Source organism: Aliivibrio fischeri (genome assembly GCF_009727955.1).
Classification (GTDB): Bacteria; Pseudomonadota; Gammaproteobacteria; order Enterobacterales; family Vibrionaceae; genus Aliivibrio; species Aliivibrio fischeri_A.
Genome location: NZ_WOBR01000004.1, coordinates 1,250,701 through 1,275,808, shown reverse-complemented (window position 1 = coordinate 1,275,808; position 25,108 = coordinate 1,250,701). Strand labels below are relative to the sequence as shown.

Genomic DNA, 25,108 nt, shown 5'->3' with positions numbered 1-25,108 from the left:
AGATAAAATAAATGAATATCAGTGAAGTGGCGAAATTAACCGGATTAACAGCAAAAGCAATTCGTTTTTATGAAGGGAAAGGAATAATCAAAGAAGCAAGTCGTGGTGCAAATGGGTATCGTCAATACTCACAACATCAAGTGGATGAGTTGTTACTTATCCGTCGCTCAAGGTTAGTTGGATTTAGCTTAGATGAATGTCAAGAGCTGTTAAATTTATCGAATAATCCAAATAGACGAAGTGCGGATGTTAAGCACAAGACATTAGAAAAAGTTGCAGAAATAGAGGCTAAGATAGAAGAGTTAGAGAGAATGAAGAAAACATTATTAGAACTAGCAGATACGTGTCCTGGTGACGATAGTAATGACTGTCCAATCATTCGAGGGTTAACCTGTTGCCATGAGAAAAAATAACAACAGGTTAAATAATAACTACTTAGATAATAATCGCTTATGTCTTAGTAAAGTAGAGAATAGAGTTGGCGGCGGAATTTACCTGCAATAGGGTTACCTTGACCCAGAGCGGATAGAATATCCATCATCGCTTTTTTTACTTGACCATCTTGAGCATTAAGATCTTTAACTAATATCGTCATTAGAATCTCTAACGCCTCTTCTTGGCGATTCACTTGGCTGTATTGAATAGCAAGCTCTAATGCGACTTCTGTATTAGTTGGATCTGCGTTGTGTTTTTCTTCTAATGCTTGGATTTCAGGTGTATTACCTGCTTGCTTATGCAGTTCAAGCTTAGCAACTAATTCTTTATATTTACTGTCTTGATCTTGCATTAAAATTTCAGACAAGACGCTTTCAGCTTGCTCATAAGCTTGTGTTTCAATATAGCATTGAGCGATATGAAGCTTGATCTGCCCATTGCCACCAAAATGATCTAATAAAGCAAGCAACATAGGAAGTGCCGCTTGGTATTCACCTTCTTCAACTAATTTAAACGCTTGACCTAATTGAAGCTCTTCTTGACTAGGTAAGTGTTTGCTTAACATATCTTGGATGGCTTCAATTGTTTGAGGACCACCCATACCATCTACGGCTTGACCATTTTTAAATAAAGCAATAGTAGGTAATGTTTGCACACCAAATTGTTGAGCAAGGCCTTGTTGTTCTTGGCAATTAAGTAGGGCAAGGGTAACAGCATCACCGTATTGTTGGGCAAGCTGTTGAAGTGCAGGTATTACAGAAAGGCTTTCTTGGCTCATTGGCGCCCAGAAGTGAATCAACACAGGGGTTTGCACTGAGCTTTCTATAATTTGCTGGAAATTTTGTTCGTTCAATTCAACGCTATGTTCTGCTTGCATATCTTGTCCTAAAATCAGAATTATCTCTTTTAGTAGATATATGGCGTTAGTGGGCTATTTTCAAGGAGACAAAAAACAAGAAAGCCACGATATTAATATATTGTGGCTTTTTGTTTGCAAGCAAAGGTTACTATTAGATCAGTATGAATACCGCAACCGCTACACTCACACAGATCCAGTTAATTTTTCCTAGTGTCATACTTCCCTCGAAAACACTAATCGACCAGATAGTATTAAATATACGATTGCTTTATGACACTAATATTACATTTTTATCTTTTTCTCGTATTTATTAAAAATTACACAGTGGTGGCGGTATAAAGTTACATTAATCACTCTTATTTAAGATCTTATCGAGGATTTTTGTTGGTAAAATACGTTTAAGAAATGCAAATAAATACGTTGGAAAGGTAACCCGATACCTTACTTTTGGTTTTGTGGAATTTAAGGCGTGTAGTAATGGGGAAATGACGGCGGTTGATGGTAAAACAAACACACTACCTGATTTTTCTTTTTCGAGTCTTTGTTGCTGGATAAGGTATTTTTCCTTGTGAGGGCTATTTTCTACATCTATCCATTTATTAAATGCTTTCAATGCGTTAGAACGAAATTCGGTTTCTATTGGCCCAGGTTCAATTAAGCAGACTTTAATGTTTGTATCTGATAGTTCTAGACGTAACGTATCTGTCCAACCTTCAATAGCAAATTTTGATGCGTTATAAGCTCCACGGTATTTCATGGCAACAATACCTAAAACAGAGCTGTTTTGAATGATACGTCCTTGATTTTGTTCTCTCATTATAGGGAGTAATTCTGTTACTAACTGATGCCAACCAAAGAAATTAGCTTCGAACTGTTCTTTTAAGGCATCACGAGGTAGATCTTCGAGTGCGCCTGCCTGTCCATAAGCCCCATTATTAAATAAAGCGTATAATTTTCCATCAGTTAGTGTTTTTATTTTTTGCACTGCATCACTGACGCTCTTAGGGTCATTATAATCGAGTTGTAAGCAAGTGAGTCCTTCCTTCTGAAGTCGAATAACATCTTCTTCTTTTCTACATGAGGCGATAACATCAAAGCCGTGTTGCTGTAATTGGTGAGCTGCGGTATATCCGATACCTGTAGAGCAGCCAGTTATAAATATAGAACGCTTCATAAATCCCTATAAATGTTTATTAGCAAACCAAATAAGTATATAGACCTTATTTTCGTTGACATAAGTACAATAGAAAACAGTATAAAGTAGGGGTTATAGAATTGATAATTTGAGTGTGAGATTTTGCGTATAAAATAAAAAAGCCAATAATACTATTGGCTTTTTTTGGAGTATGACGAAGGATTACATCGCTGCTTTTTTCGCTTCATTTATCCAAGAGTCAAATAAATTACGGTTTGCTTTTATCCAACCATTGACATGAGATTCAATATCAGCAGTGCTGTTTTTACCTTTACTCATCATCATGTTTTGCGCACTTACATCGTTGATGTTTAGCTTAATTATTTCAAATAACTTTGCAGCGGCTGGGTTTTGTGCAGCAAATTCTTTATTCGCAATAATGCGCATAGAGTTCATTTCAAAACCGTAGTTTTTGCCATTTGATAACGTGGTATCTACATTTTTACGTTCACCCGGTAATGCAGAGAAAGGTACTTCTAACCAGACAACGTCTTTATTTGGTACAAGAACGCCACTTACCCAGTAAGGTGTCCATGTATAGTAGATAATTGGCTCGCCATTTTTATAACGTGAAATCGTATCAGCAATAATTGCTGCGTAGTTACCTTGGTTATGCGTGACGGTATCTTCAAGTTGATAAGCTTCAATTTGATGTTCTATTACCATTTCACAACCCCAACCAGGATTACAGCCTGTCAGGTCTGCTTTGCCATCACCGTTGGCATCAAACAACTTGGCTATTTTTGGATCTTTTAATTGACCAATGTTTGTGATGCCATATTTCTCTGCGGTTTTTTTATCAATTAAGTAACCCTGAGCAGCACCGCTTACGTATTGACCTTGACGGTAGAATTTCTCATCTCCACCAGACATAGTGTATTTATCGGCATGAAGAGGGAACCATCCAACAGCAAGAAATGTGGCATCGCCTTTGGCAATTGATGTGTAAGCAACGTTGTAATCCACTTCTTTTGTTGGTTGTACATCATAACCTAGTTCTTCAAGGGCGCGATTTACAATCGAGGTTTGAAATGTTTCTTCAGCAACTGTTGATTGAAGAGCTTGAACGCTAACTCCTTCTCCTGGAAGCTTTTCAGCCCAAACATTAGTAGATAAAGCTAATGTCGACACGATACTGGCTGTTAGTGCTTTCTTCCATGAATTAATCATTCTTATTTCTCCTTAAGTTTCAGTTCTTGTTTTGGTTCTTTTTTTTGAGCAAATATTTTTAATAAGATGGCGACAGGTCCCATTTGATACCAACGTAATTTGGTATTACCTGCGTTTACGCCTAATACTTGAGTGATTCTATCGAGTAAAATGGCAAGGATAACAATACCCAGACCGCCAACAGCAGCCAGTCCCATATCTAACCTTCCAATGCCTCGTAATACCATTTGTCCTAAACCACCGACAGCAATCATAGATGCGATAACAACCATGGACAGAGATAGCATTAAGGTTTGGTTTACACCAGCCATGATAGTTGGCAGCGCGAGAGGTAATTGGATTCGATAAAGCATCTGTTTTTTATTCGCACCAAAAGAGTGTCCAGCTTCAATAAGGTCGGTAGGTACTTGCTGAATACCGAGTATGGTTAAACGAACAACCGGAGGTAGAGCAAAAATGATGGTTACCACTACACCTGGAACATTACCAATACCAAATAGCATAACTATTGGAACTAAATAAACGAATGCAGGGGTGGTTTGCATTGCATCTAAGATAGGTCTAATAAATTTGGCCGCAGTGCGACTTCTTGCTAACCAGATCCCCATAGGGAGTCCGATAAGTAAACAGAAAAACACGGAGGTCATAACCAGAGCAAGGGTTGTCATCGCTTGTGACCAAGCACCGATAAGTCCTATAAATAACAGTGAAATTGCAGTGGATACGCCAAGCTTTAGATTTGAAAATTGCCACGCAAGTAAAAATAAAATAAGCAACATGAATGGCGCAGGTGTTGATACAAGAGCAGTTTCAAAAGAGCTTAAAATAAAGTCGATAGGAACACGTATTGCTTGAAATAGGGGGCGACCATGCTCCACTAACCAATTTAATCCAGATTCAACCCATGTATCTACAGGAAGAACCGCTTCTTCAAATGGATTTAAAATATCAAAAGACTTGGCTTCAACTGTTTCTGTTGTTAACCAATCGTTTGAAGATGCCGATTCGCTTGCTTGACCCCAAGGATCGTTTGATTGAGTTTCAGTTTGTGACCATGGATCATTTGTTGTTTGATTTGCTGACATGACTTATCCCTTATCTAACGTTTGTAGAAGTCGTGATTTAGTCACAACACCAAAGTAATTACCGTTTTTGTCAACGACAGGAACGGAATAAGGAACGTCAGCAACAATACCTAAAATATCATTAATTGGCTGTTCAGGTGTAAGAGTGACGCCATTTGCCAATTGAGCACTTATTAATGAATTATGGTCATTATGAGCTTCGCGAAGAGAGTCGACAGAGACGATGCCAGAGTAGTGGTTGCTTTTATCGACAATAATCCCATACTCGCGATCATTATCAATTAAGATTTGAAGAGCTGAAGCTGGACCATCATGTTCTGATTTTTTAAAAACAGCGGCAGGTTTTTTTCGTGCAATATCCTTAGCCGTTAAAACGCTAGCCACATTTACACCTCTGAAAAATGCTTCAACATAGTCATTGGCTGGATTATTAAGGATATCATCTGGAGTGCCTACTTGAACCACTTCACCATTTTGCATAATAGCAATGCGATCACCGATCCTCATCGCTTCATCAAGATCATGAGAGATAAAAACTATCGTGCGTTTATCATCATTTTGTAAGCGAATGAGTTCGTCTTGCATTTCGGTTCTGATTAAAGGATCAAGAGCAGAAAATGCTTCATCCATTAATAAAATATCTGGATCACAAGCTAATGCTCTAGCAAGACCAACTCGTTGTTTCATACCACCAGATAGTTCATCAGGATAAGATTCAGAATAGGCACCAAGCCCAACTCTATCTAGCGCTTCTAGCGCACTTGCTTTTCTTTTTTCCGTATCAACTCCTGCTAGTTCTAAACCAAAAGCTGCATTTTCTATGACGGTCATGTGTGGCATTAGAGCGAAGTTTTGAAAAACCATGGAGATGTTGTTGCGGCGAACTTGGCGAAGTTCTTCTTCTGAAATGTGGGCGATGTCTTTTCCTCTGAGAAACACATTCCCTTTTGTTGGTTCGATAAGTCGATTGAGAAGACGAACTAATGTGGATTTTCCAGAACCAGAAAGTCCCATTATTACGAAAATTTCGCCTTCTTGAATACTAAGAGAAACATCATTAACTCCAATTGTTAATCCCGTTTTCTCAAACACTTGATCTTTATTTGCGCCTTTATCAATCATTGAAAATGCACGGTCAGTGTCTTCTCCAAATACTTTGTACAGTCCCTTAACTTCCAGTATGGGATTCATGTTTTAGATCCTTTATTAAAATATTGGTTAGTACTATAAGTAAAATGCGGTTGATAATCAATAGTTGCCATATTGTAAAATAATTTATCAAATTCATTTTATTGATAAATGAGTCGCATAAATGCGAATTATTTCATTGTAAGTCATTGATTCTTAGTGGCTTGGAAGTGTTATTAATAAGCAGTAGCATATTTTCAATAACGTATTGAATATTTTGGTTAGATTGAATGTAAATGAACTTAACAGAAGTATTTTGATAATTAATTTGAGTACGAATTAAATTAATTGAGTGGGAATTGGAATTGATTATCGAATGATTATTTTTATCCTCACTTCGGATAAACAATGACATTGTCTATTCGAAGTGAATGATAGGTTAAAGCGGAAAGGAGCGAGGTTATTGTAGAAGTTGTTTTAATGCTGATTCTATCCGCGAATAGCGAAATTTGAATCCTTCATCAACTAAACGTTTCGGTCTGATACGTTGACTATCCAAAAGTAATACTGCGGATTCACCCAAAATTGTTTTAATTAATAATTTTGGTGTGAATAAAAAATGTGGACGCTGCAGCGTTCCTGCTAAGGCTTGGCTAAATACACGGTTGGTTACAGGGTGGGGCGCCGTGATGTTATAAATACCATGACTTTGCTCTTCAAAAACTAGGTGTAAGATAGCAGAAACCATATCATCGATGTGTATCCATGACATATATTGTTTACCGTTACCAATTGGTCCGCCTAGACCCAGTTTATACGGGAGTAACATTTTTCCTAGTGCTCCACCAGATTGAGATAACACAATGCCAGTACGCAGTATGCAAACTCGAGTATTGTCGTTTTTAGCTTGGAGTGCTTTGCTTTCCCATTCTCGACATACTTGATGAGTAAAATCGGGTAGGGATACCTGCATGCTTTCGTCTATGTTCTTATTATCATGATTGCCGTAATAGCCGATAGCTGATCCAGAAATAAAACAACTAGGTGGGGTTGAAGAGGCAAGACAAAGTTCAGAAAGCTGTTGAGTTAGCTCACATCTACTTTGAGTGATTTTTTTCTTTTGTTTTTTTGTCCATTTTTTATCGGCAATGGGTTCCCCTGCTAGATTAATAATAATATCAATATCATTAAAATTTGAAAAAGCTGACAGGTCAGAAACAAACTCTACATGTGGTAAAGCAAGATGATTTAAAGAAAGTTGGGCTTTTTTTATATTTCGAGTAAGAAGGATTAAGTGATGCCCTTTTAGGTGGTCAAGTAATTGTTTTCCTATTAATCCTGTACTACCTGTTATGAGTATTTTCATCTCGTCTCCTGCAAGATATTTTCGTTATCTGTCTAACTAAGTATAAATTGACTTCAATGATTGGCAACTTTGCTTACATTTCCTTTATACTTTGTGTTCGCATTATATCGATATTTAAGGACCTTTCGTGAAACTATTTTTTGCTTCGGATCTGCATGGATCTTTACCTGCAACCCAGCGTGTTATTGATACGTTTCTAGCTTCAAAAGCAGATCACCTCATTTTACTTGGGGATTTAATTAATTTTGGTCCACGAAACCCATTACCTGAAGGTCACAACCCACTTGCGGTTGCCGAATTATTAAATCAATATGCAGATTCTATCATTGCAGTAAGAGGGAATTGTGACAGTGAAGTTGATCAGATGCTGCTTTCATTTCCTATCATGTCTGATTATCACATTGTGTTATTACCAACGGGTCAAAAATTATTTTTAACTCATGGCCATATTTATAATGCTGATAAGCGACCACCATTGAAAAAAGGCGATATTATCGCTCATGGTCATACGCATATTACGGTTGCTGAGTGGGTTGGTGAGCAAATTATTTTTAATCCAGGTTCAACAACGTTCCCACGTATTGAAGGGGAAAAAGCAAGCTATGGATTACTTGATGGACAGACGTTAAGCGTATGTGATTTTGAAGGTAATATTTTGCGTTCGATTGATATTCAATAATTATATTTTTTAGATATAAAAAAAGAAGCGTAATAATCGCTTCTTTTTTATTAGTTTGAAATCATCGTTAATGTGAGAATAAAATGCCAGAGCCGTAATTTAAGCTCGTTAGCAATAATGTTTTATCATTAACAACATCAACTCGCTTACTTTGTTGAGCATCCATTCTGAAAACTCGCATAATCAGCTTTTTCTGAGAACCTGAAAAGTTTTTATTGTCACTGGCTGTAACATCTTTAAATTCAGTAGGGTCAATAAGTAAATAATCGCCACTGTAATCCCAGTTACCAGTCTCCATTACATTGATCGTTAATGGGTGGACTTCATCAGCTAATCCACTGTAAATCGTTAATGTAGATGATTTTGAATAGGTTTTATTTGGTAAATAAACCACGTTAGATTTAATATCAGCGCGCTTAAGTGGGCCCATATCCTCATAGTCAGTGTCTATTCGAACAGTGCTCATACTTTGCCATTCTTTAGATATTAATAGCTGTTCTACTTTACTGTCGCTTTTCCAATAAAACCATGAGCTTCCTATTATAGAAATAGTTAGCAGGATTAAGGGTAATAAACGTTTGAATAGAGGTAACTGCTCTTTGTTTATCCACATACCTTATCCACCCCTTTTTGATCAATTAGCAAGCGCACACTGATACTTTGATCACTGTGTTCTTCGTTATGTATATAATTTAATGTAATTTGATTTGGTTGACCGCTCGTGGCAATAACTTCAATTGGTTTTAATGAATCAGTATGCTTTGAATTATAAAAATTTGTACATTGTTCAATAAGAGGTTTCCACTGCTCGATGCTAGGGTGGTTAACCGGAACAAAAACAGGCGTATTATCATAATTAGCAACTTGGACAAAGGCATCTGATTTTGGCGTATGATTGACATAAGCAATAATAGGCAAAACAAAAGCAATAATAAGCATTATTGTACCTAAAAGAGATAGATGTGCTTGTGGTGCTGAATTAGCCGTAGATGATTGATTTATTGTTGCGTTTTGTTGCGGTGCCACAGATTGTGCTTCTTGAGCATCATCTTGATATACTGAAGCGGTATTTAGAGAATCGCTTAACGGAGTATTTTCTAAATTGTGTTCAGTTTCAGCTTCTATTTTCTGGTCTGGATCGACTTGAGCAACGGCTGTTGAAATAAATTGATAACCACGTTTCGGTACTGTTTTAACATAAACAGGTAACTTGGTTGGATCTTGGAGCATCTTCCTTAATGTAGAGATAGCTTGAGTTAAACTTGAATCATCAACTTCAAAGCCTTGGTCTCTCCAAACATACTCATGTAGTTCGTGACGGCTAACAACCTTCCCTGGTTCTTGAATCAGCAGGCTTAAAACTCGACTTTCATTACCACCCAAGCGAATAATCTCATCATCATTTAGAGTATCAATAAGACTATTGTCGTTTGGATCGAAGAGAAACCGGTCGCCAATAATAATTTTGTTATTTTCTGTATTCATCGGTTATTAACTCAGTAGTGGCAGTTCTTAGATATGATAAAGAGTATCACTTTTAGAATGTCTATATTATGTCAAAATTTATCATTAATCATTTTTGTTCTATAAAAAAAGCAAAAAAACAGCAAAAAATCTGCCTGTTTTACATATCTTTACCTTGAATTGTTGTTTTATGACCCTATTTCAATATGTAAGTGTAAATAATGTTACCTCTTATATATTGGAGTTTTTAGATGAGTGAGCAAACTGCTAATAAAGAAACACGTGGATTTCAATCAGAAGTAAAACAGTTACTTCATTTAATGATTCACTCTTTATATTCAAATAAAGAGATCTTTTTGCGTGAACTAATCTCAAATGCTTCTGATGCATCAGATAAGTTACGTTTTAAAGCGCTATCAAATGGCGACTTATATGAAGGTAATGCCGATCTTGGTGTTAAATTATCTTTTAACGAGGCTGCAAATACATTAACCATTTCAGATAATGGTATTGGTATGAGCCGTGAAGATGTGATTGAGCATTTAGGTACGATTGCAAAATCGGGAACCGCTGACTTCTTCTCTAAATTATCTGAAGACCAAAGTAAAGACTCTCAACTTATCGGGCAGTTTGGTGTTGGTTTTTACTCTGCATTTATTGTCGCTGATGCGGTTACGGTTCGTACACGTGCTGCTGGTTCTGAAAAAGATCAAGGTGTTCAATGGCACTCAGAGGGTGAGGGCGATTACACCATTGAAGACATTACAAAAGAAAGCCGTGGTACGGATATCATTCTTCATATGCGTGAAGAAGGTAAAGAATTTCTAAATGAGTGGCGTTTAAAAGAAGTGATTGGTAAATACTCTGATCACATCGGTATCCCTGTCTCTATCTGGACTGTTGAAAAAGACGAAGAAGGAAAAGATAAAGAAGGTAAATGGGAACAAGTAAATAAAGCTCAAGCTCTTTGGACTCGTAGTAAATCAGATATTGAAGATGCTGAATACCAAGAGTTCTATAAGCATGTTTCTCATGATTTTGCTGACCCATTAACTTGGAGTCACAACAAAGTAGAAGGTAAAAATGATTACACAAGCCTTCTATATATTCCGGCAAAAGCACCATTTGATATGATGAACCGTGATCATAAAAGTGGTCTAAAATTATATGTTCAACGTGTCTTTATTATGGATGATGCTGAGCAATTTATGCCAACGTACCTACGTTTTGTTAAGGGATTAATTGACTCAAATGATTTACCTTTAAACGTATCGCGTGAGATTCTTCAAGATAATAAAGTGACTCAATCATTACGCAGTGCATGTACAAAACGTGTGCTTGGTATGCTTGAGAAAATGGCGAAAAAAGACGATGAAAAGTACCTGACTTTCTGGAAACAATTTGGCCAAGTTTTAAAAGAAGGCTTAGCTGAAGATTTCGCTAATAAAGAAAAAATCGCTGGGTTATTACGCTTTGCAACTACAGAAAAAGACAGTTCAGAGCAAGCTTTAGGTCTTGCTGGTTATGTTGAGCGTATGAAAGAAGAACAAGACAAGATCTTCTATCTAACTGCTGACAGCTATGCTGCTGCGAAAAACAGCCCACACCTAGAGCAATTTAAAGCAAAAGGTATTGAAGTTATTCTAATGTATGACCGTATCGATGAGTGGTTAATGAGCTACTTAACCGAATTTGACGGCAAGCAATTCCAATCAATTACAAAAGCGGGCTTAGATTTAAGCAAGTTTGAAGATGAAGCGGAAAAAGAAAAGCACAAAGAAACTGAAGAAGAGTTCAAGTCAGTTGTTGAGCGTACGAAGTCATACTTAGGTGATCGAGTTAAAGAAGTTCGCACCACGTTCAAATTAGCAACAACACCGGCGGTTGTAGTTACTGATGATTTTGAAATGGGTACTCAGATGGCAAAACTGTTGGAAGCTGCAGGTCAAGCTGCGCCTGAAGTGAAGTACATTTTTGAAATTAACCCAGATCATGCTTTAGTAAAACAAATGGCAGATGAAGCTGATGAAGAAGCATTTGGCCGTTGGGTTGAGATGTTACTTGGCCAAGCGATGCTTGCTGAACGAGGCTCTTTAGAAGATCCGTCGCAGTTCTTAAGTGCAATGAATCAACTGCTAGCTAAATAATTATTATTTGTGCTAAATAAGATGAGACCTTAGTAAAGATAACACTAAGGTCTCATTGTCTTTTATGGTGAAAATACACACAATTTAAGAGTCAGTTTTTGCTTTTTTAATTGCAAACTTGATAGCTTTCACAGTTACGTGTATCTTCACGGCTTATTTTTTAGAAATAAAACTTATACCTAAGTTTATAAATATAGGTTAGGTAACTTTTATTTGTAAGGTTTGGTATAAATTCCAAGATTATTTTTTAAGGGGAAAACAATGCGTATCATCCTTTTAGGTGCACCAGGTGCGGGTAAAGGTACTCAAGCTCAGTTCATCATGGATAAATATGGTATTCCACAAATCTCTACAGGTGACATGCTACGTGCTGCAATCAAAGCAGGTACTGAGCTTGGTAAGCAAGCTAAATCTGTAATTGATGCTGGTCAACTTGTATCTGATGAGATCATTCTTGGTCTTGTTAAAGAGCGTATTGCTCAAGAAGATTGCGCTAAAGGTTTCCTACTAGATGGTTTCCCTCGTACAATTCCTCAAGCTGATGGCCTAAAAGAGAACGGTGTATCTATCGATTACGTTCTTGAGTTTGACGTTGCTGATGAAGTAATCGTTGAGCGCATGTCTGGTCGTCGTGCTCACCTTCCTTCTGGTCGTACTTACCACGTAGTGTACAACCCACCAAAAGAAGAAGGTAAAGATGACGAAACTGGCGAACCTCTTGTTATCCGTGAAGATGATAAGCCAGAAACAGTTCTTGCTCGCCTAGGTATCTACCATGAGCAAACTGCACCACTTATTGCTTACTACAACAAAGAAGCAGAAGCAGGTAACACTAAGTACCTTAAATTTGATGGTACTAAGCTAGTTGCTGAAGTAAGTGCTGAAATCGAAAAAGCACTAGCGTAATCTTACGTAGTCAGTAATTTATTGCTATATTGAAGCGGCCTTAATAGGTCGCTTTTTTTATGGAAAATAAGTAGGTAATGACAGTGAGTAATAAAAAGACAGGGGTGTTGCTGGTTAATCTTGGTACACCAACAGCACCAACAGCTGCTGCTGTAAAACAATTTTTATCAGAATTTTTACATGATAAGCGAGTGGTGGATATGAATAGGTTCATATGGTGCCCGTTGCTTCATGGTGTCATTCTTCCTATACGTGCACCAAAAGTTGCTAAGTTATATGAGAGCGTATGGATGGAGGAAGGCTCTCCATTATTAGTGTATTCACAACGACAAGTAAAAGCGTTAGAAGCGCGTCTTTCTATGCCTGTCGCGTTAGGGATGACCTATGGTGAACCAAGAATTAAATCAGGTATTGAGTCATTAGAAGAACAAGGTTGTGAAGAGATTATTATTTTGCCTTTGTATCCACAATACTCTCGTACTACGACAGCTGCTGTGTTTGATCAAATTGCAAAACAATATAAAACGACAGCTGTATTACCAAATTTCACCATGATCCATAATTATCATGATCATCCTTTGTACATTAAAGCTCTTGCGCATTCTGTTCGTCAGTCATGGGAAGTGAATGGAAAGGGGGATTATGTTCTTTGCTCATATCATGGTATTCCACAACGCTTTGTTGATAATGGCGATATTTATGCAACGCACTGCGAAAGGACAACAGAATTATTAGCGCAAGAGCTAGGGTTAACTTCTGAACAAATTGGTATGAGTTACCAATCTCGTTTCGGACGTGAAGAGTGGTTACAACCTTATACTTCTGAAACATTAAAAACGCTTGCGCCAAAAGGCATTAAATCATTAGATATTATCAGTCCTGCATTTTCGTCTGATTGTTTGGAAACATTAGAAGAGCTATCTGAAGAGTGTAAAGAGATTTTCATGGAGTCAGGTGGTCAAAAATACACCTTTATCCCATGTTTAAATGATGATGAATTACACATTGAAATGATGGCTGATATTGTTAGTAGCAAAATTTTTAATAAATAACGGTTATTTTAAGAAAAAAATCGTTAATTAGGGTTGAAAAGTACTACTTATTCCCCAATTTCTCATTAAAGATTATCAACAAGTGTAGTGAGCCTCGACATAGAAACGTCAGATCGCTACAATATCGCGTCTTATTTTGCCACTTGGCTAAATGACGTATTTTGATTGCTAAAATACGTATTTGCTTTTGATATAAAAGTAAATAAAAGGAAGGTACCCTGAGGTATCACGAATCATAGGGGTTGCGGTCTATTTTATAGTCCCGTAACACAAGGATGCGACACGTTTTGTTTTGTCGCAAACTCAGAGAACCTGAGTCGATTTTGAGGTTTATATAAACATGCAAGTTACCGTTGAAACTAAAGAAGGCCTAGAGCGCGTTCTAACTATCACTGTTCCAGCAGCAAACATTGAAGATGCAGTATCTGCAGAGCTTCGTAATATCGCTAAAAATCGTCGCTTCGATGGCTTCCGTAAAGGTAAAGTGCCAATGAAGATGGTTGCGAAAATGTATGGTCAAGCGGTACGCAATGACGTGATGGGTGAAGTTATGCAACGTCACTTCATCGAAGCTATCGTAAAAGAAAAAATCAACCCAGCTGGCGCTCCAACATTTACACCTGTTGAATTCGCTGAAGGTAAAGATCTAGTTTTCTCTGCTTCTTTTGAAGTTTACCCAGAAGTTGCTCTTCAAGGTCTAGACAAAGTTGTTGTTGAAAAACCACAAGTTGAAGTTAAAGATGAAGACGTAGCAGAAATGCTAGAAACTCTACGTAAGCAACAATCTACTTGGGCTGACGCTGATATCGCTGCTGAAGACGGTACTCGCGCTACAATCAACTTTGTTGGTTCTATCGACGGTGAAGAATTTGAAGGCGGTAAAGCTGATAACTTCCCTCTAGAAATGGGCCAAGGTCGTATGATCCCTGGTTTTGAAGATGGCATCAAAGGTAAGAAAGCTGGTGACGAACTAACTATCGATGTTAACTTCCCAGAAGAATACCACGCAGAAAACCTAAAAGGTAAAGCTGCACAGTTCGCTATCAAAGTAGTTAAAGTTGAAGCTCGCGAGCTTCCTGAGCTAAACGACGAGTTCGTTGCTAAGTTCGGCGCTGAAGGTGGTGTTGAAGGTCTTAAAGCTGAAGTTCGTAAGAACATGGAGCGTGAACTAGCTCAAGCTGTTAAGAACAAGATCAAAGAGCAAGCAATCAACGGTCTAGTTGAGCAAAACAACATTGACGTACCTTCTGCTCTAATCGATCAAGAAGTTCAAGTTTTACGTCAACAAGCAGTTCAACGTTTCGGTGGCAACGCTGACACAGCTCCTGAGCTTCCACGTGAACTATTTGAAGAGCAAGCTAAACGTCGCGTAGTTGTTGGTCTTCTTCTTGGTGAAGTTATCAAGTCTGAAGAACTAAAAGCTGATGATGAGAAAGTAAAAGCGCTTATCAACGAAATGGCTTCTGCATACGAAGATCCAACAGAAGTTGTTGCTTACTACGAAGGCAACGAGCAAATGATGAACAACATGCGTAATGTTGCTCTAGAAGAACAAGCGGTTGAAGCTATCCTAGCTAAAGCACAAGTTTCTGAAAAAGCATTTGGCTTTAACGAACTAATGAATCAACAACCTGCTTAATTTCTAAATTAATTAAGTAGTTAGTTGACTTAGTTTCACAAGATCTGCTAATAATGGTCCGAATGAAGCGTCATTCGGACCATTTATTTTATAAGGGATACGGTTATGAGCTATCAAGAAAACAATGCAATGCCTTCTATTATGGATGCACTTGTTCCTATGGTTGTTGAGCAAACTTCACGTGGTGAGCGTTCGTATGATATTTATTCCCGTCTGTTAAAAGAGCGTGTTATCTTTTTAACAGGTCAAGTTGAAGATCACATGGCTAACCTAGTTGTAGCACAGTTGCTTTTCCTTGAGTCTGAGAACCCTGATAAGGATATCTTCCTATACATTAACTCTCCAGGTGGTTCTGTTACTGCGGGTATGTCTATTTACGACACAATGCAGTTTATCAAACCAAACGTGAGCACAGTATGTATGGGTCAAGCATGTTCTATGGGTGCCTTCTTACTTGCAGGTGGTGCTCCTGGTAAGCGTTATGTATTACCAAATTCACGTGTGATGATTCACCAACCACTAGGTGGTTTCCAAGGCCAAGCGTCTGATATTCAAATTCATGCTCAAGAAATCTTAACGATTAAGAAGAAATTGAATACGTTGCTTGCAGAACACACAGGTCAGCCTTTGGAAGTGATTGAACAAGATACAGATCGTGATAATTTCATGTCAGCAGATGATGCTGTGAAATACGGTCTTGTAGATGCTGTGTTAAATAAGCGTGACTAATTCATAAAAAAGCAGTAACGTTTACAGCAAAGAAGGTAAGTTAGTATAAACTTACAGCATAAAGGCAACGTTTAAGAGGTTAGCAAATGACAGACAAGCGTAAAGACGAAAATAGTGGAAAGTTACTATATTGCTCTTTTTGCGGAAAAAGCCAGCATGAAGTTCGTAAACTAATTGCAGGCCCATCTGTTTATGTTTGTGATGAGTGCGTTGATTTATGTAACGACATTATTCGCGAAGAGCTAAAAGATAATACTCTGTCTCCTAAAGAGAGTAGTGAAGAGTTACCAACACCACGTAATATTCGTGAGCACTTAGATGACTATGTAATTGGTCAAGAGCATGCGAAAAAAGTACTGGCAGTTGCGGTATACAACCACTACAAGCGTTTGCGTAATGGCGATACAACAAAAGATGGGGTAGAGCTTGGTAAAAGTAATATCCTTCTGATTGGCCCAACGGGTAGTGGTAAAACATTACTTGCTGAGACTTTAGCTCGTTTCTTGGATGTACCGTTTACTATGGCGGATGCAACCACATTAACTGAAGCGGGTTATGTTGGTGAAGATGTTGAAAACATCATTCAAAAGCTATTACAAAAATGCGATTACGATCCTGCTAAAGCAGAACGTGGCATTGTATATATCGATGAAATTGACAAGATTTCTCGTAAGTCTGAAAACCCATCAATTACACGTGATGTGTCTGGTGAAGGTGTTCAGCAAGCGCTATTGAAATTGATTGAAGGCACAATTGCTTCAGTTCCACCTCAAGGTGGTCGTAAGCATCCACAGCAAGAATTCCTACAAGTAGATACATCTAAGATTCTATTTATTTGTGGTGGTGCTTTTGCTGGCTTAGATAAAGTAATTGAGCAGCGAGTTGCAACAGGTACAGGTATTGGTTTTGGTGCTGATGTTCGTTCTAAAGAGAATGAAGCAACCATTGGTGATTTATTTAAACAAATTGAACCAGAAGATTTAGTTAAATTTGGTTTAATTCCTGAGTTTATTGGTCGCTTGCCTGTAACTACAACATTGACTGAATTAGATGAAGAAGCGTTGGTTCAAATTTTAAGCCAACCTAAAAATGCATTAACAAAACAATATGGTGCATTATTTGATTTAGAAGGTGCAGAGCTTGAATTCCGTGAAGATGCTTTAAAAGCAATTGCTAAAAAAGCAATGGATCGTAAAACAGGTGCTCGTGGACTTCGTTCAATTCTAGAAGCAGTATTACTCGAAACTATGTATGAATTACCTTCAAAAGAAGGCGTTTCTAAGGTAGTAATCGATGAGTCTGTGATTAATGGTGAATCAGAACCACTATTAATTTTTGAAAACACAGAAACAAAAGCAATTTCTGCTGAATAGCAAAAGACAAGTTAGTTGAATAAAAAGGAGGCATTGGCCTCCTTTTTTATTTTTTAATGAAAATTATATTGAATCTTAGCGACTTGCCCCCATATTATTCCTAATAGATACTGACGGAAAGAGAGAAGAATATGAACCTGGAGCGTTCCGAGCGCATCGAGATACCAGTTCTACCATTACGCGATGTTGTGGTATATCCCCACATGGTTATTCCATTATTCGTAGGCCGTGAAAAATCCATCCGTTGCTTAGAAGCAGCAATGGAACAAAATAAGCAAGTTTTACTTGTGGCACAAAAAGAAGCAGCAAAAGAAGAGCCACAATTAGATGACTTGCACGGCGTTGGTACAATTGCGACGATTTTACAGTTATTAAAACTACCAGACGGCACAGTGAAAGTGTTAGTTGAAGGTCAGCAAAGAGCAAAAATTCACCAGTTTCTTGAGGCTGATTTCTTTACAGCCGATGCTGAATTCTTGCTGACTCCAGTTATTGATGATGCAGAGCAAGAAGTGATTATGCGCTCTGCTATTAATCAATTTGAAGGTTTCATCAAGTTAAATAAAAAAATTCCACCAGAAGTATTAACTTCGCTTAATGGAATTGAAGACGCCGCACGTTTAGCTGATACCATCGCTGCTCATATGCCTCTTAAATTGGTAGATAAGCAAGAAGTATTAGAGCTGACTGATGTGATTGCTCGCTTAGAGTATTTAATGGGCATGATGGAATCGGAGATCGATTTACTTCAAATCGAAAAACGTATTCGTGGCCGCGTTAAAAAGCAAATGGAAAAAAGCCAACGTGAGTACTATTTGAATGAGCAAATGAAAGCCATTCAGAAAGAACTGGGCGATTTGGATGATGCTCCTGATGAATTTGAAGCACTACAAAAGAAAATTGTAGATGCAAAAATGCCAAAAGAAGCACAAGAAAAAGCAGAGCAAGAACTGCAAAAGCTAAAAATGATGTCTCCAATGTCAGCGGAAGCAACAGTGGTTCGTAGCTACATTGATTGCATGGTTGGTGTTCCTTGGTATAAGCGCTCTAAAGTTAAGAAAGATTTAGCAAAGGCTGAAGAGATCTTAAATTCAGATCACTACGGCTTAGAGCGAGTAAAAGAACGCATTTTAGAATATTTAGCGGTTCAAAGCCGAGTAAGTAAGCTAAAAGGTCCTATCCTTTGTTTAGTTGGACCTCCTGGTGTAGGTAAAACCTCATTAGGCCAATCTATTGCGAAAGCAACAGGACGTAAATACACTCGTATGGCTCTTGGTGGTGTACGTGATGAAGCTGAGATCCGAGGTCACCGTCGTACTTATATTGGTTCATTACCAGGTAAACTAATCCAAAAGCTGTCTAAAGTTGAAGTGAAAAACCCACTTTTCCTTTTGGATGAGATCGACAAAATGTCATCAGACATGCGTGGTGATCCAGCTTCAGCATTATTAGAAGTGCTTGACCCTGAACAAAACAGCGCATTCAGTGATCACTATTTAGAAGTGGATTATGATTTGTCAGATGTGATGTTTGTTGCAACATCGAACTCAATGAATATTCCTGGCCCATTATTGGATCGTATGGAGGTTATTCGTTTATCTGGTTATACAGAAGATGAAAAGCTAAACATTGCTAAAAATCATTTACTGACGAAACAGATTAAGCGTAATGGCTTAAAAGAAAACGAAATTGAGATTGATGATTCAGCAATTATTGGAATTATCCGTTACTACACGCGTGAAGCGGGTGTTCGTAGTTTAGAGCGTGAAATCTCTAAATTATGTCGTAAAGCAGTTAAGCAGATCCTATTGGATAAATCGATTAAGAAAGTAACGATTAATCAAGAAAACTTGAAAGATTTCTTAGGTGTTCAGCGCTGCGATTATGGTAAAGCTGATGATGAAAACCGTATTGGTCAAGTTGTTGGTTTAGCTTGGACAGAAGTGGGTGGTGACTTACTAACGATTGAAGCTGAATCAATGATAGGTAAAGGTAAACTTACTTATACTGGTTCGCTTGGCGATGTTATGAAAGAATCAATTCAAGCGGCAATGACCGTTGTTCGTACTCGTGCTGAAAAACTAGGTATTAATCCTGACTTCTATGAAAAACGTGATATTCATGTTCACGTACCTGAAGGTGCAACACCAAAAGACGGTCCAAGTGCAGGTATTGGCATGTGTACTGCTCTTGTTTCAAGTTTAACGGGTAATCCCGTTCGCTCTGATGTTGCTATGACGGGTGAAATCACATTACGTGGCGAAGTTCTACCTATTGGCGGTTTAAAAGAAAAACTGTTAGCTGCACACCGTGGTGGAATTAAAACCGTGATCATTCCAAAAGAGAATGAGCGTGATTTAGAAGACATTCCAGCGAATGTAATTGCTGATCTATCTGTTCATCCAGTTAAGTGGATTGACGAAGTTTTGACATTGGCTTTACAAAGCGACCCATCAGGTTTTAGTGTTGAACAATCTAAAAAGTGATGTGTAGCAAAAAACGTTGATATAACAGGGCTGACAAGTCGAAATGACTTGTCACTCTATATTGATATCGTTAAGTTAGACTCTATTGCTGTGAAGATAAATTCACACAACAAATATTATTATATGGACTCGTTCATTAAACTGTTGAATGAAAATTTTAAAGGGGAATACCGTGAATAAATCTCAATTAGTTGATCAAATTGCTGAAAGTGCAGATATCTCAAAAGCAGCAGCAGGCCGTGCTTTAGATGCACTAGTTGAAACAGTAACTGAGACACTAAAAAGTGGCGATCAAGTAACTCTTGTTGGTTTTGGGTCATTTGTAGTTCGTGAGCGTGCAGCTCGCACAGGTCGTAACCCAAAAACTGGTGAAGCGATTGAGATTTCAGCTGCAAAAGTTCCTGCTTTTAAAGCGGGTAAAGCATTAAAAGATGCGTGTAACTAATCGAAAACTAGATAAAACTCTACACAAGCTAGCGTAACGCTAGTAGACTAGAGATATGAGTCATAGGCGCATCCAATGATGCGCTTTTTTATTGTTAAATTTTTCTTTTGTTGAACTATTTTAAATTTTCACTATCAATAGAAATTGAAATGTTTTCTTAGGAATAAAATCATTCCATTCGGTGATTAGGAGTTAATACACATTATGATGGATCGAATTCGCGAAGGTTCAACAGGCCTTGCAGTTAAGATCATTCTCGGTCTAATTATTTTCTCATTTGTATTTGCAGGTGTAGGTAGTTATTTAGTCGGTGGTGGCCAGCCTTTAGCAGCGAAAGTTGGTGAGCGCGAAATTACTCGTAATGAGTTTGAGCAAGTTTATCAAAATGAACGTAACCGTATGCAATCACAGTTAGGCGAGTATTTTGCTACGTTACTGGGTGATCCTGCATATGTAGAGCAATTCCGTAAGTCAGTTTTAGACCGTATGGTTAATGATGCACTGCTTGATAACCAAGCTCAAGATTTAGGCTTGCGTATTAGCGATGATCAAATTCGTCAAACTATCCTTTCAATGCCTCAATTCCAAAAAGATGGCAAGTTTGATGAAGAAATCTATAACATTTCTTTACGCCGCGCAGGTTTTAGCTCTGATAGTTTTGCTGCTTATTTACGTCAAGACCTAGCAAGAAACCAACTAGTCATGGCGTTGGAATCAACAGAATTTACGCTATCAAATGAAGTTCAAGCACAAGCTGCTTTAGAAACTCAGCAACGCGAAATTCGTACGATTACATTAAATACTGCTGATTTTGCTAAAAATGCAAAAGTAACAGATGAAGACATCACAGAATACTACAATGCAAATAAACAACAATTTGTTCGACCTGAACAAGTGAAAGTGTCATACGTAGAGTTATCTGGTAATTCACTAAAAGAGCAGGCACCAATTACAGATAAAGAAATTGAAGAATACTATCAAGCAAACTTAGACAAATATTCTACACAAGAGAAGCGTGAAGTTAGCCATATTTTAATTAAAGGCGACGAAGCCGATGCACAGAAAGTGCTAGATAGAATTAACAATGGTGAAGATTTTGCCACTGTAGCTAAAGATGCTTCACAAGATATTCCTACAGCTAAAGAAGGTGGTTCATTAGGTTGGATTGAACGTGGTGTTATTGACCCTGAGTTTGAAGATGCCGCTTTCCAATTAGCAAAAGTAGGTGATCATTCTGGTATCGTTAAATCAGCGTTTGGTTATCATATTATTCAATTGAATGGTATCGAAGAGCCAACGACAAAACCGCTTACTGAAGTAAGTGCTGATATTAAGTCGTTCTTAGTTGATGAGCATGCAGCAGATGCGTTTTACAGTCTACAAACTGAATTAGCTGAAAAAGCGTTTGAATCACCTGACTCATTAGATGATGCAGCAGAAGCAGTTGATGCGAAGATTGTAACATCTGATTTCTTCTCTCAAGCTGATGCTCCTAAAGCGCTTGCGGATTCAGCTGTACTTCAAGCTATTTATAGCCCAGAAGTTAAAGAAGACGGTTTAAACTCTGATGTTATCGAAATTGCACCTGAACATGTTATCGTTGTTCGTGTTGAAGATGTTCGTGATGAAATGGTTTTACCTCTTGATGAAGTAAAAGATGCAGTAATCGCTCGCTTATCTCAAGCACAAGGCGAACAGAAAGCTCTAGAACTTGCTCAAAACGTAATTTCAGGTCTTAATCAAGGTGACAATAGCGTTATCACAAATAATGGCTTAGCGTTTGATGAGGCTCGTATGATCAGCCGTAATGATGAGTTAGCAAATGATGTATACCGCTTAGAGAAACCTGTTGATGGTAAACCAACGTATGCACAAGTTATGGATCGCCAAGGGAACCATGTCATTGTTGCTCTTGATAGTGTATTAGAATTAAGTGATTCAAATATGTCATCACAAATAGCTACTGGTTTATTGCGTTCTCAAACTCAGCAAGATTTAACGGCAACGTTAGATACGCTAAAGGCAAGTACAGAAATAAGCTATCCGTTACTTGAACAATAGAGCATTTCTTTGTAACTGATAAATATAAAAGACGGGCCCCTATAAGGGGCCCGTCGTGTTTTTAGAGATAGAAACTATTTCCATATAGGTTTTTAGTAAACGTTTTAATATGCTTTTTCCGATGTTTGAGTAGGTTGTTGTTTTTCTGATGTATCAATCATCAATATATTCATTCTAAAAAGGATACATAATGAAACGTATATTAAATCTACTGAGCACATTAATGTTAACGCTAGCGCTCTTTTCTGGTTCAGTAATCGCGGCAGAAACAGCAAAAGCTGAAAAACATGAAGGTATCGAAATAACGGTTAATATCAATCAGGCTGGAGCTGAAGAGTTAAAAACACTATTAGTTGGTGTTGGAGAATCAAAAGCTCAAGCGATAATTGATTATCGTAACGCTAACGGCAAGTTTGTAAAAGCTGATGATTTAACGAAAGTTAAAGGTATTGGGGATAAACTGGTTGAGAAAAACCGAGATAGAATTACATTGTAGAGTTATATTAAGTTATACCAATTTGGCTAATCAGTTTATTGGTACAATAAAAAGGCAGCCATGAAAGCTGCCTTTTTTGTGTTAAATCGTATTCTGAATATTTGATATTTAGGTTGGAATTACTTATTAATGGGCTTTTTCAGCGCCGTGCATCCAACGAATAAGCGTACCTGAAATTATCAGAAGAAGAACACCTGAAACCGTTGCCGTGATAGCAATACCAGCGAAAATATCCAGAGCACCTAAGCTTTCAACGTGTGAGCCTACTAAACCAGCAATGTAGTTAGAGATAGCATTGAAACCAAACCAAGTCCCCATCATTAATGAAGCTAGACGTAATGGTGCTAATTTAGTAACCAATGAAAGACCAATTGGCGATAAACAAAGTTCACCTAAAGTATGGAAGAAATACGCGCCAACTAACCAAAGCATTGAGGTTTTAATTGTTAAATCACCGCCTTGTTCTAGTACTGCACCAACCATACATACGAAACCCATAGCCAAGAAGAATAAGGCCATAGCAAATTTAACTGGTGAGCTTGGCTCTTTTGGACCGAGTTTAACCCATATACCTGCAATGATAGGAGCAAGAACAATAATAAAGAATGGATTTAACGATTGGAACCAGGCTGCTGGAACTTCAAAAGAACCAATCATTCTATCTGTGTATTGTTGTGAATATACATTCATTAGACCACCAGCTTGTTCAAAACCTGCCCAGAAAACAATAACGAATAAGCCCATGATCATGACCACTTTTAGTCGATCAATTTCTTCTTTAGTTAACGCTGTGCTTGATTTACCAGCTGCTTTTGCATTCTCTTTTGCAATATGTGCAGCAGGTCTAACACCGATGTCACCTAAGAAGCGCTGAGCAAAAAGACTTTGAATGATCAAACTGATGATCATACCGATACCAGCTGCAACGAAACCAGCTTTCCATCCCCATACTCCAGTTACAGAGCCTGATACAACACCAGCAAGTAAAGAACCTAAGTTAATACCCATGTAGAAGATAGTAAATGCACCATCACGGCGATGATCACCATCTTCATATAAATCACCAACCATTGTTGAAACATTTGGTTTAAATAAACCATTACCAGCGATTAGAAAACCAAGACCGGTATAAAATAAGGCTTCGACAGAGAATGGAAGAAAATCGTGTGGTAAAGCCAAAGTAAATTGACCAATTACCATTAAAAAACCACCGATTAATAATGCTTTACGTTGGCCTAAGTAATTATCAGCTAACCATCCGCCAATGAGAGGGGTGATGTACATAAGGGCGGTATAAGTACCATATAGGCTTAATGCATCTTTTACTGTCCAACCCATACCACCATTAATGGTTCTATCTGTGAGATACAGAACCAAGATAGCGCGCATTGCGTAATAGGAGAAGCGTTCCCAAAGCTCTGTTCCAAAAAGTAAGAACAACCCTTGAGGGTGTCCCATAAGTAATTTGTTGTTATTTGACATAATGTTCTCTTTTATAATGGAATATTATTCTTCTTATACAGCATAAATTTATACGCTTTGAATGTCCTTACTGCAATGTCGTACATTTTTATGTGATTTGCTTAACATTTTAACTCCTTGAAATGTTTAGAAACACTTTAAATTAGTAACATTACCATACTCTTTTTTTATCTTAATTTACAGTTTTAAATTCTATTTTGATTTTCATTGTTGGTTTTTTGTTTTGATTTGGTGTTGGTGTTTAGATTTTAGATGTAATTTTGGTGGTTTATCGATATTTAACATTTGTTGTGCGTGTAACTATTGATTTTTACTAGGAAATCATTTTTTTGAATGATTTGACATGCTATGATCTTCCGTTGGTTTGGTTAGGTATTGAGTTATGAAAGAGTGGTATTTACTTTATTGCAAACGCGGTGAGCAAGAGAGAGCAAAACTGCATTTAGAAAATCAAATGGTAGAGTGCTTTTATCCTGAGATCGTTGTAGAGAAAATTGTTCGAGGAAAAAGAAAACAAGTAAAAGAACCACTATTTCCATGCTATATGTTTATCTATTTTGACTTTGAAATAGGTCCATCGTTTACTTCTATTCGCTCTACTCGTGGAGTGAGTGATTTTATTCGATTTGGAGCTCAGCCAAAGGTTCTGCAAGGTGACTTGATTTACTCATTAAAAGCGCTCGATGAAAATAACAATAAAGAAAAATTAGAGTGTTTACCTGAAGCAGGGCAAAAAGTGGCGATAAAAGAAGGTCCGTATAGCGGTATTGAAGCGATTTATAAAGAAGCTGATGGTGAAAAACGCTCCATCCTCTTAATAACGTTAATTAATAAAAAAGTAGAAATTAAAATACCGAACTCAGATATAGAATATTAATACATAAAAAAAGCGCCTATAAGGCGCTTTTTTA

General features: G+C 37.6%; 22 protein-coding genes. 13 read left to right on the top strand and 9 right to left on the bottom strand.

What is annotated here, in order from left to right:
* Nucleotides 1-11 precede the first annotated feature (11 nt).
* The gene (gene cueR, locus GNP81_RS09140) at nucleotides 12-413 is read left to right on the top strand and encodes a Cu(I)-responsive transcriptional regulator (RefSeq protein WP_155673394.1); all 402 of its coding nucleotides are present in this window, start codon (nucleotides 12-14) and stop codon (nucleotides 411-413) included.
* Between the two features lie 44 nt (nucleotides 414-457).
* Here the strand turns inward: cueR and GNP81_RS09135 are convergent, their stop codons facing one another.
* The 6 genes from GNP81_RS09135 to GNP81_RS09110 form a co-directional block, all read right to left on the bottom strand.
* Nucleotides 458-1,312 carry a thioredoxin family protein gene (locus GNP81_RS09135; protein WP_155673395.1) on the bottom strand — a complete coding sequence of 285 codons (855 nt, stop codon included), beginning with the start codon at nucleotides 1,310-1,312 and terminating at the stop codon, nucleotides 458-460.
* 328 nt (nucleotides 1,313-1,640) lie between these two features.
* On the bottom strand, nucleotides 1,641-2,468 hold the full coding sequence (locus GNP81_RS09130; protein WP_155673396.1) for an SDR family oxidoreductase: 828 nt from the start codon (nucleotides 2,466-2,468) through the stop codon (nucleotides 1,641-1,643).
* Nucleotides 2,469-2,651: 183 nt separating this feature from the next.
* The gene (proX, locus tag GNP81_RS09125; protein WP_155673397.1) at nucleotides 2,652-3,659 is read right to left on the bottom strand and encodes a glycine betaine/L-proline ABC transporter substrate-binding protein ProX; all 1,008 of its coding nucleotides are present in this window, start codon (nucleotides 3,657-3,659) and stop codon (nucleotides 2,652-2,654) included.
* A gap of 2 nt (nucleotides 3,660-3,661) precedes the next feature.
* Entirely contained in the window at nucleotides 3,662-4,744 is a 1,083-nt protein-coding gene (gene proW, locus GNP81_RS09120) for a glycine betaine/L-proline ABC transporter permease ProW (RefSeq protein ID WP_155672147.1), read from the bottom strand.
* 3 nt (nucleotides 4,745-4,747) lie between these two features.
* Complete coding sequence (proV, locus tag GNP81_RS09115; RefSeq protein ID WP_155673398.1) at nucleotides 4,748-5,935, bottom strand: glycine betaine/L-proline ABC transporter ATP-binding protein ProV; 1,188 nt, start codon at nucleotides 5,933-5,935, stop codon at nucleotides 4,748-4,750.
* A gap of 397 nt (nucleotides 5,936-6,332) precedes the next feature.
* On the bottom strand, nucleotides 6,333-7,238 hold the full coding sequence (locus tag GNP81_RS09110; RefSeq protein WP_155672145.1) for a TIGR01777 family oxidoreductase: 906 nt from the start codon (nucleotides 7,236-7,238) through the stop codon (nucleotides 6,333-6,335).
* Nucleotides 7,239-7,365: 127 nt separating this feature from the next.
* Between GNP81_RS09110 and yfcE the strand changes: the two genes are divergently transcribed.
* Complete coding sequence (yfcE, locus tag GNP81_RS09105) at nucleotides 7,366-7,917, top strand: phosphodiesterase (RefSeq protein ID WP_005418244.1); 552 nt, start codon at nucleotides 7,366-7,368, stop codon at nucleotides 7,915-7,917.
* A gap of 67 nt (nucleotides 7,918-7,984) precedes the next feature.
* On the opposite strand, the gene GNP81_RS09100 is transcribed toward yfcE, so the two are convergent.
* Both GNP81_RS09100 and GNP81_RS09095 read right to left on the bottom strand, forming a co-directional pair.
* Complete coding sequence (locus GNP81_RS09100; RefSeq protein ID WP_155673399.1) at nucleotides 7,985-8,530, bottom strand: regulatory protein ToxS; 546 nt, start codon at nucleotides 8,528-8,530, stop codon at nucleotides 7,985-7,987.
* On the bottom strand, nucleotides 8,521-9,402 hold the full coding sequence (locus GNP81_RS09095; protein WP_155672143.1) for a winged helix-turn-helix domain-containing protein: 882 nt from the start codon (nucleotides 9,400-9,402) through the stop codon (nucleotides 8,521-8,523). The genes GNP81_RS09100 and GNP81_RS09095 overlap by 10 nt, the downstream gene beginning before the upstream one ends.
* A 230-nt stretch (nucleotides 9,403-9,632) precedes the next feature.
* Here GNP81_RS09095 and htpG point away from each other — a divergent pair, with 230 nt between their 5' ends.
* The 10 genes from htpG to GNP81_RS09045 all read left to right on the top strand — a co-directional run bounded on the left by htpG (nucleotide 9,633) and on the right by GNP81_RS09045 (nucleotide 22,715).
* Nucleotides 9,633-11,528: a molecular chaperone HtpG gene (gene htpG / locus GNP81_RS09090; RefSeq protein ID WP_155673400.1), complete on the top strand. Its 1,896-nt coding sequence runs from the start codon at nucleotides 9,633-9,635 to the stop codon at nucleotides 11,526-11,528.
* A gap of 261 nt (nucleotides 11,529-11,789) precedes the next feature.
* Nucleotides 11,790-12,434: an adenylate kinase gene (gene adk / locus GNP81_RS09085; RefSeq protein WP_005418249.1), complete on the top strand. Its 645-nt coding sequence runs from the start codon at nucleotides 11,790-11,792 to the stop codon at nucleotides 12,432-12,434.
* A gap of 83 nt (nucleotides 12,435-12,517) precedes the next feature.
* A complete protein-coding gene (gene hemH / locus GNP81_RS09080) occupies nucleotides 12,518-13,486 on the top strand; it encodes a ferrochelatase (protein WP_336495392.1) in 969 nt (322 codons plus the stop codon).
* Between the two features lie 340 nt (nucleotides 13,487-13,826).
* Nucleotides 13,827-15,125, top strand: coding sequence for a trigger factor (gene tig / locus GNP81_RS09075; protein WP_155672141.1), 1,299 nt, complete (start codon nucleotides 13,827-13,829; stop codon nucleotides 15,123-15,125).
* A 105-nt stretch (nucleotides 15,126-15,230) separates the two neighbouring features.
* Complete coding sequence (gene clpP, locus GNP81_RS09070; protein WP_005418252.1) at nucleotides 15,231-15,854, top strand: ATP-dependent Clp endopeptidase proteolytic subunit ClpP; 624 nt, start codon at nucleotides 15,231-15,233, stop codon at nucleotides 15,852-15,854.
* An 86-nt stretch (nucleotides 15,855-15,940) separates the two neighbouring features.
* Nucleotides 15,941-17,227: an ATP-dependent protease ATP-binding subunit ClpX gene (gene clpX, locus GNP81_RS09065; protein ID WP_005418253.1), complete on the top strand. Its 1,287-nt coding sequence runs from the start codon at nucleotides 15,941-15,943 to the stop codon at nucleotides 17,225-17,227.
* Nucleotides 17,228-17,358: 131 nt separating this feature from the next.
* Nucleotides 17,359-19,713, top strand: coding sequence for an endopeptidase La (lon, locus tag GNP81_RS09060; RefSeq protein ID WP_155672140.1), 2,355 nt, complete (start codon nucleotides 17,359-17,361; stop codon nucleotides 19,711-19,713).
* Nucleotides 19,714-19,861: 148 nt separating this feature from the next.
* On the top strand, nucleotides 19,862-20,158 hold the full coding sequence (locus GNP81_RS09055; protein ID WP_011261491.1) for an HU family DNA-binding protein: 297 nt from the start codon (nucleotides 19,862-19,864) through the stop codon (nucleotides 20,156-20,158).
* Nucleotides 20,159-20,362: 204 nt separating this feature from the next.
* Nucleotides 20,363-22,219: a peptidylprolyl isomerase gene (gene ppiD, locus GNP81_RS09050; RefSeq protein ID WP_155673401.1), complete on the top strand. Its 1,857-nt coding sequence runs from the start codon at nucleotides 20,363-20,365 to the stop codon at nucleotides 22,217-22,219.
* Between the two features lie 190 nt (nucleotides 22,220-22,409).
* Entirely contained in the window at nucleotides 22,410-22,715 is a 306-nt protein-coding gene (locus GNP81_RS09045) for a ComEA family DNA-binding protein (protein ID WP_155673402.1), read from the top strand.
* Between the two features lie 126 nt (nucleotides 22,716-22,841).
* On the opposite strand, the gene GNP81_RS09040 is transcribed toward GNP81_RS09045, so the two are convergent.
* Complete coding sequence (locus GNP81_RS09040; protein ID WP_065604145.1) at nucleotides 22,842-24,197, bottom strand: peptide MFS transporter; 1,356 nt, start codon at nucleotides 24,195-24,197, stop codon at nucleotides 22,842-22,844.
* 382 nt (nucleotides 24,198-24,579) lie between these two features.
* Here GNP81_RS09040 and rfaH point away from each other — a divergent pair, with 382 nt between their 5' ends.
* Complete coding sequence (gene rfaH, locus GNP81_RS09035) at nucleotides 24,580-25,074, top strand: transcription/translation regulatory transformer protein RfaH (RefSeq protein ID WP_146864107.1); 495 nt, start codon at nucleotides 24,580-24,582, stop codon at nucleotides 25,072-25,074.
* The last annotated feature ends 34 nt before the right edge of the window (nucleotides 25,075-25,108 follow it).

What these genes read in the sequence shown, in the direction of transcription:
- cueR (WP_155673394.1), top strand. Translation starts at nt 12, where the DNA reads ATGAATATCAGTGAAGTGGCGAAATTAACCGGATTAACAGCAAAAGCA.
- GNP81_RS09135 (WP_155673395.1), bottom strand. Translation starts at nt 1,312, where the DNA reads ATGCAAGCAGAACATAGCGTTGAATTGAACGAACAAAATTTCCAGCAA.
- GNP81_RS09130 (WP_155673396.1), bottom strand. Translation starts at nt 2,468, where the DNA reads ATGAAGCGTTCTATATTTATAACTGGCTGCTCTACAGGTATCGGATAT.
- proX (WP_155673397.1), bottom strand. Translation starts at nt 3,659, where the DNA reads ATGATTAATTCATGGAAGAAAGCACTAACAGCCAGTATCGTGTCGACA.
- proW (WP_155672147.1), bottom strand. Translation starts at nt 4,744, where the DNA reads ATGTCAGCAAATCAAACAACAAATGATCCATGGTCACAAACTGAAACT.
- proV (WP_155673398.1), bottom strand. Translation starts at nt 5,935, where the DNA reads ATGAATCCCATACTGGAAGTTAAGGGACTGTACAAAGTATTTGGAGAA.
- GNP81_RS09110 (WP_155672145.1), bottom strand. Translation starts at nt 7,238, where the DNA reads ATGAAAATACTCATAACAGGTAGTACAGGATTAATAGGAAAACAATTA.
- GNP81_RS09100 (WP_155673399.1), bottom strand. Translation starts at nt 8,530, where the DNA reads ATGTGGATAAACAAAGAGCAGTTACCTCTATTCAAACGTTTATTACCC.
- GNP81_RS09095 (WP_155672143.1), bottom strand. Translation starts at nt 9,402, where the DNA reads ATGAATACAGAAAATAACAAAATTATTATTGGCGACCGGTTTCTCTTC.
- htpG (WP_155673400.1), top strand. Translation starts at nt 9,633, where the DNA reads ATGAGTGAGCAAACTGCTAATAAAGAAACACGTGGATTTCAATCAGAA.
- adk (WP_005418249.1), top strand. Translation starts at nt 11,790, where the DNA reads ATGCGTATCATCCTTTTAGGTGCACCAGGTGCGGGTAAAGGTACTCAA.
- tig (WP_155672141.1), top strand. Translation starts at nt 13,827, where the DNA reads ATGCAAGTTACCGTTGAAACTAAAGAAGGCCTAGAGCGCGTTCTAACT.
- clpP (WP_005418252.1), top strand. Translation starts at nt 15,231, where the DNA reads ATGAGCTATCAAGAAAACAATGCAATGCCTTCTATTATGGATGCACTT.
- clpX (WP_005418253.1), top strand. Translation starts at nt 15,941, where the DNA reads ATGACAGACAAGCGTAAAGACGAAAATAGTGGAAAGTTACTATATTGC.
- lon (WP_155672140.1), top strand. Translation starts at nt 17,359, where the DNA reads ATGAACCTGGAGCGTTCCGAGCGCATCGAGATACCAGTTCTACCATTA.
- GNP81_RS09055 (WP_011261491.1), top strand. Translation starts at nt 19,862, where the DNA reads ATGAAAATTTTAAAGGGGAATACCGTGAATAAATCTCAATTAGTTGAT.
- ppiD (WP_155673401.1), top strand. Translation starts at nt 20,363, where the DNA reads ATGATGGATCGAATTCGCGAAGGTTCAACAGGCCTTGCAGTTAAGATC.
- GNP81_RS09045 (WP_155673402.1), top strand. Translation starts at nt 22,410, where the DNA reads ATGAAACGTATATTAAATCTACTGAGCACATTAATGTTAACGCTAGCG.
- GNP81_RS09040 (WP_065604145.1), bottom strand. Translation starts at nt 24,197, where the DNA reads ATGTCAAATAACAACAAATTACTTATGGGACACCCTCAAGGGTTGTTC.
- rfaH (WP_146864107.1), top strand. Translation starts at nt 24,580, where the DNA reads ATGAAAGAGTGGTATTTACTTTATTGCAAACGCGGTGAGCAAGAGAGA.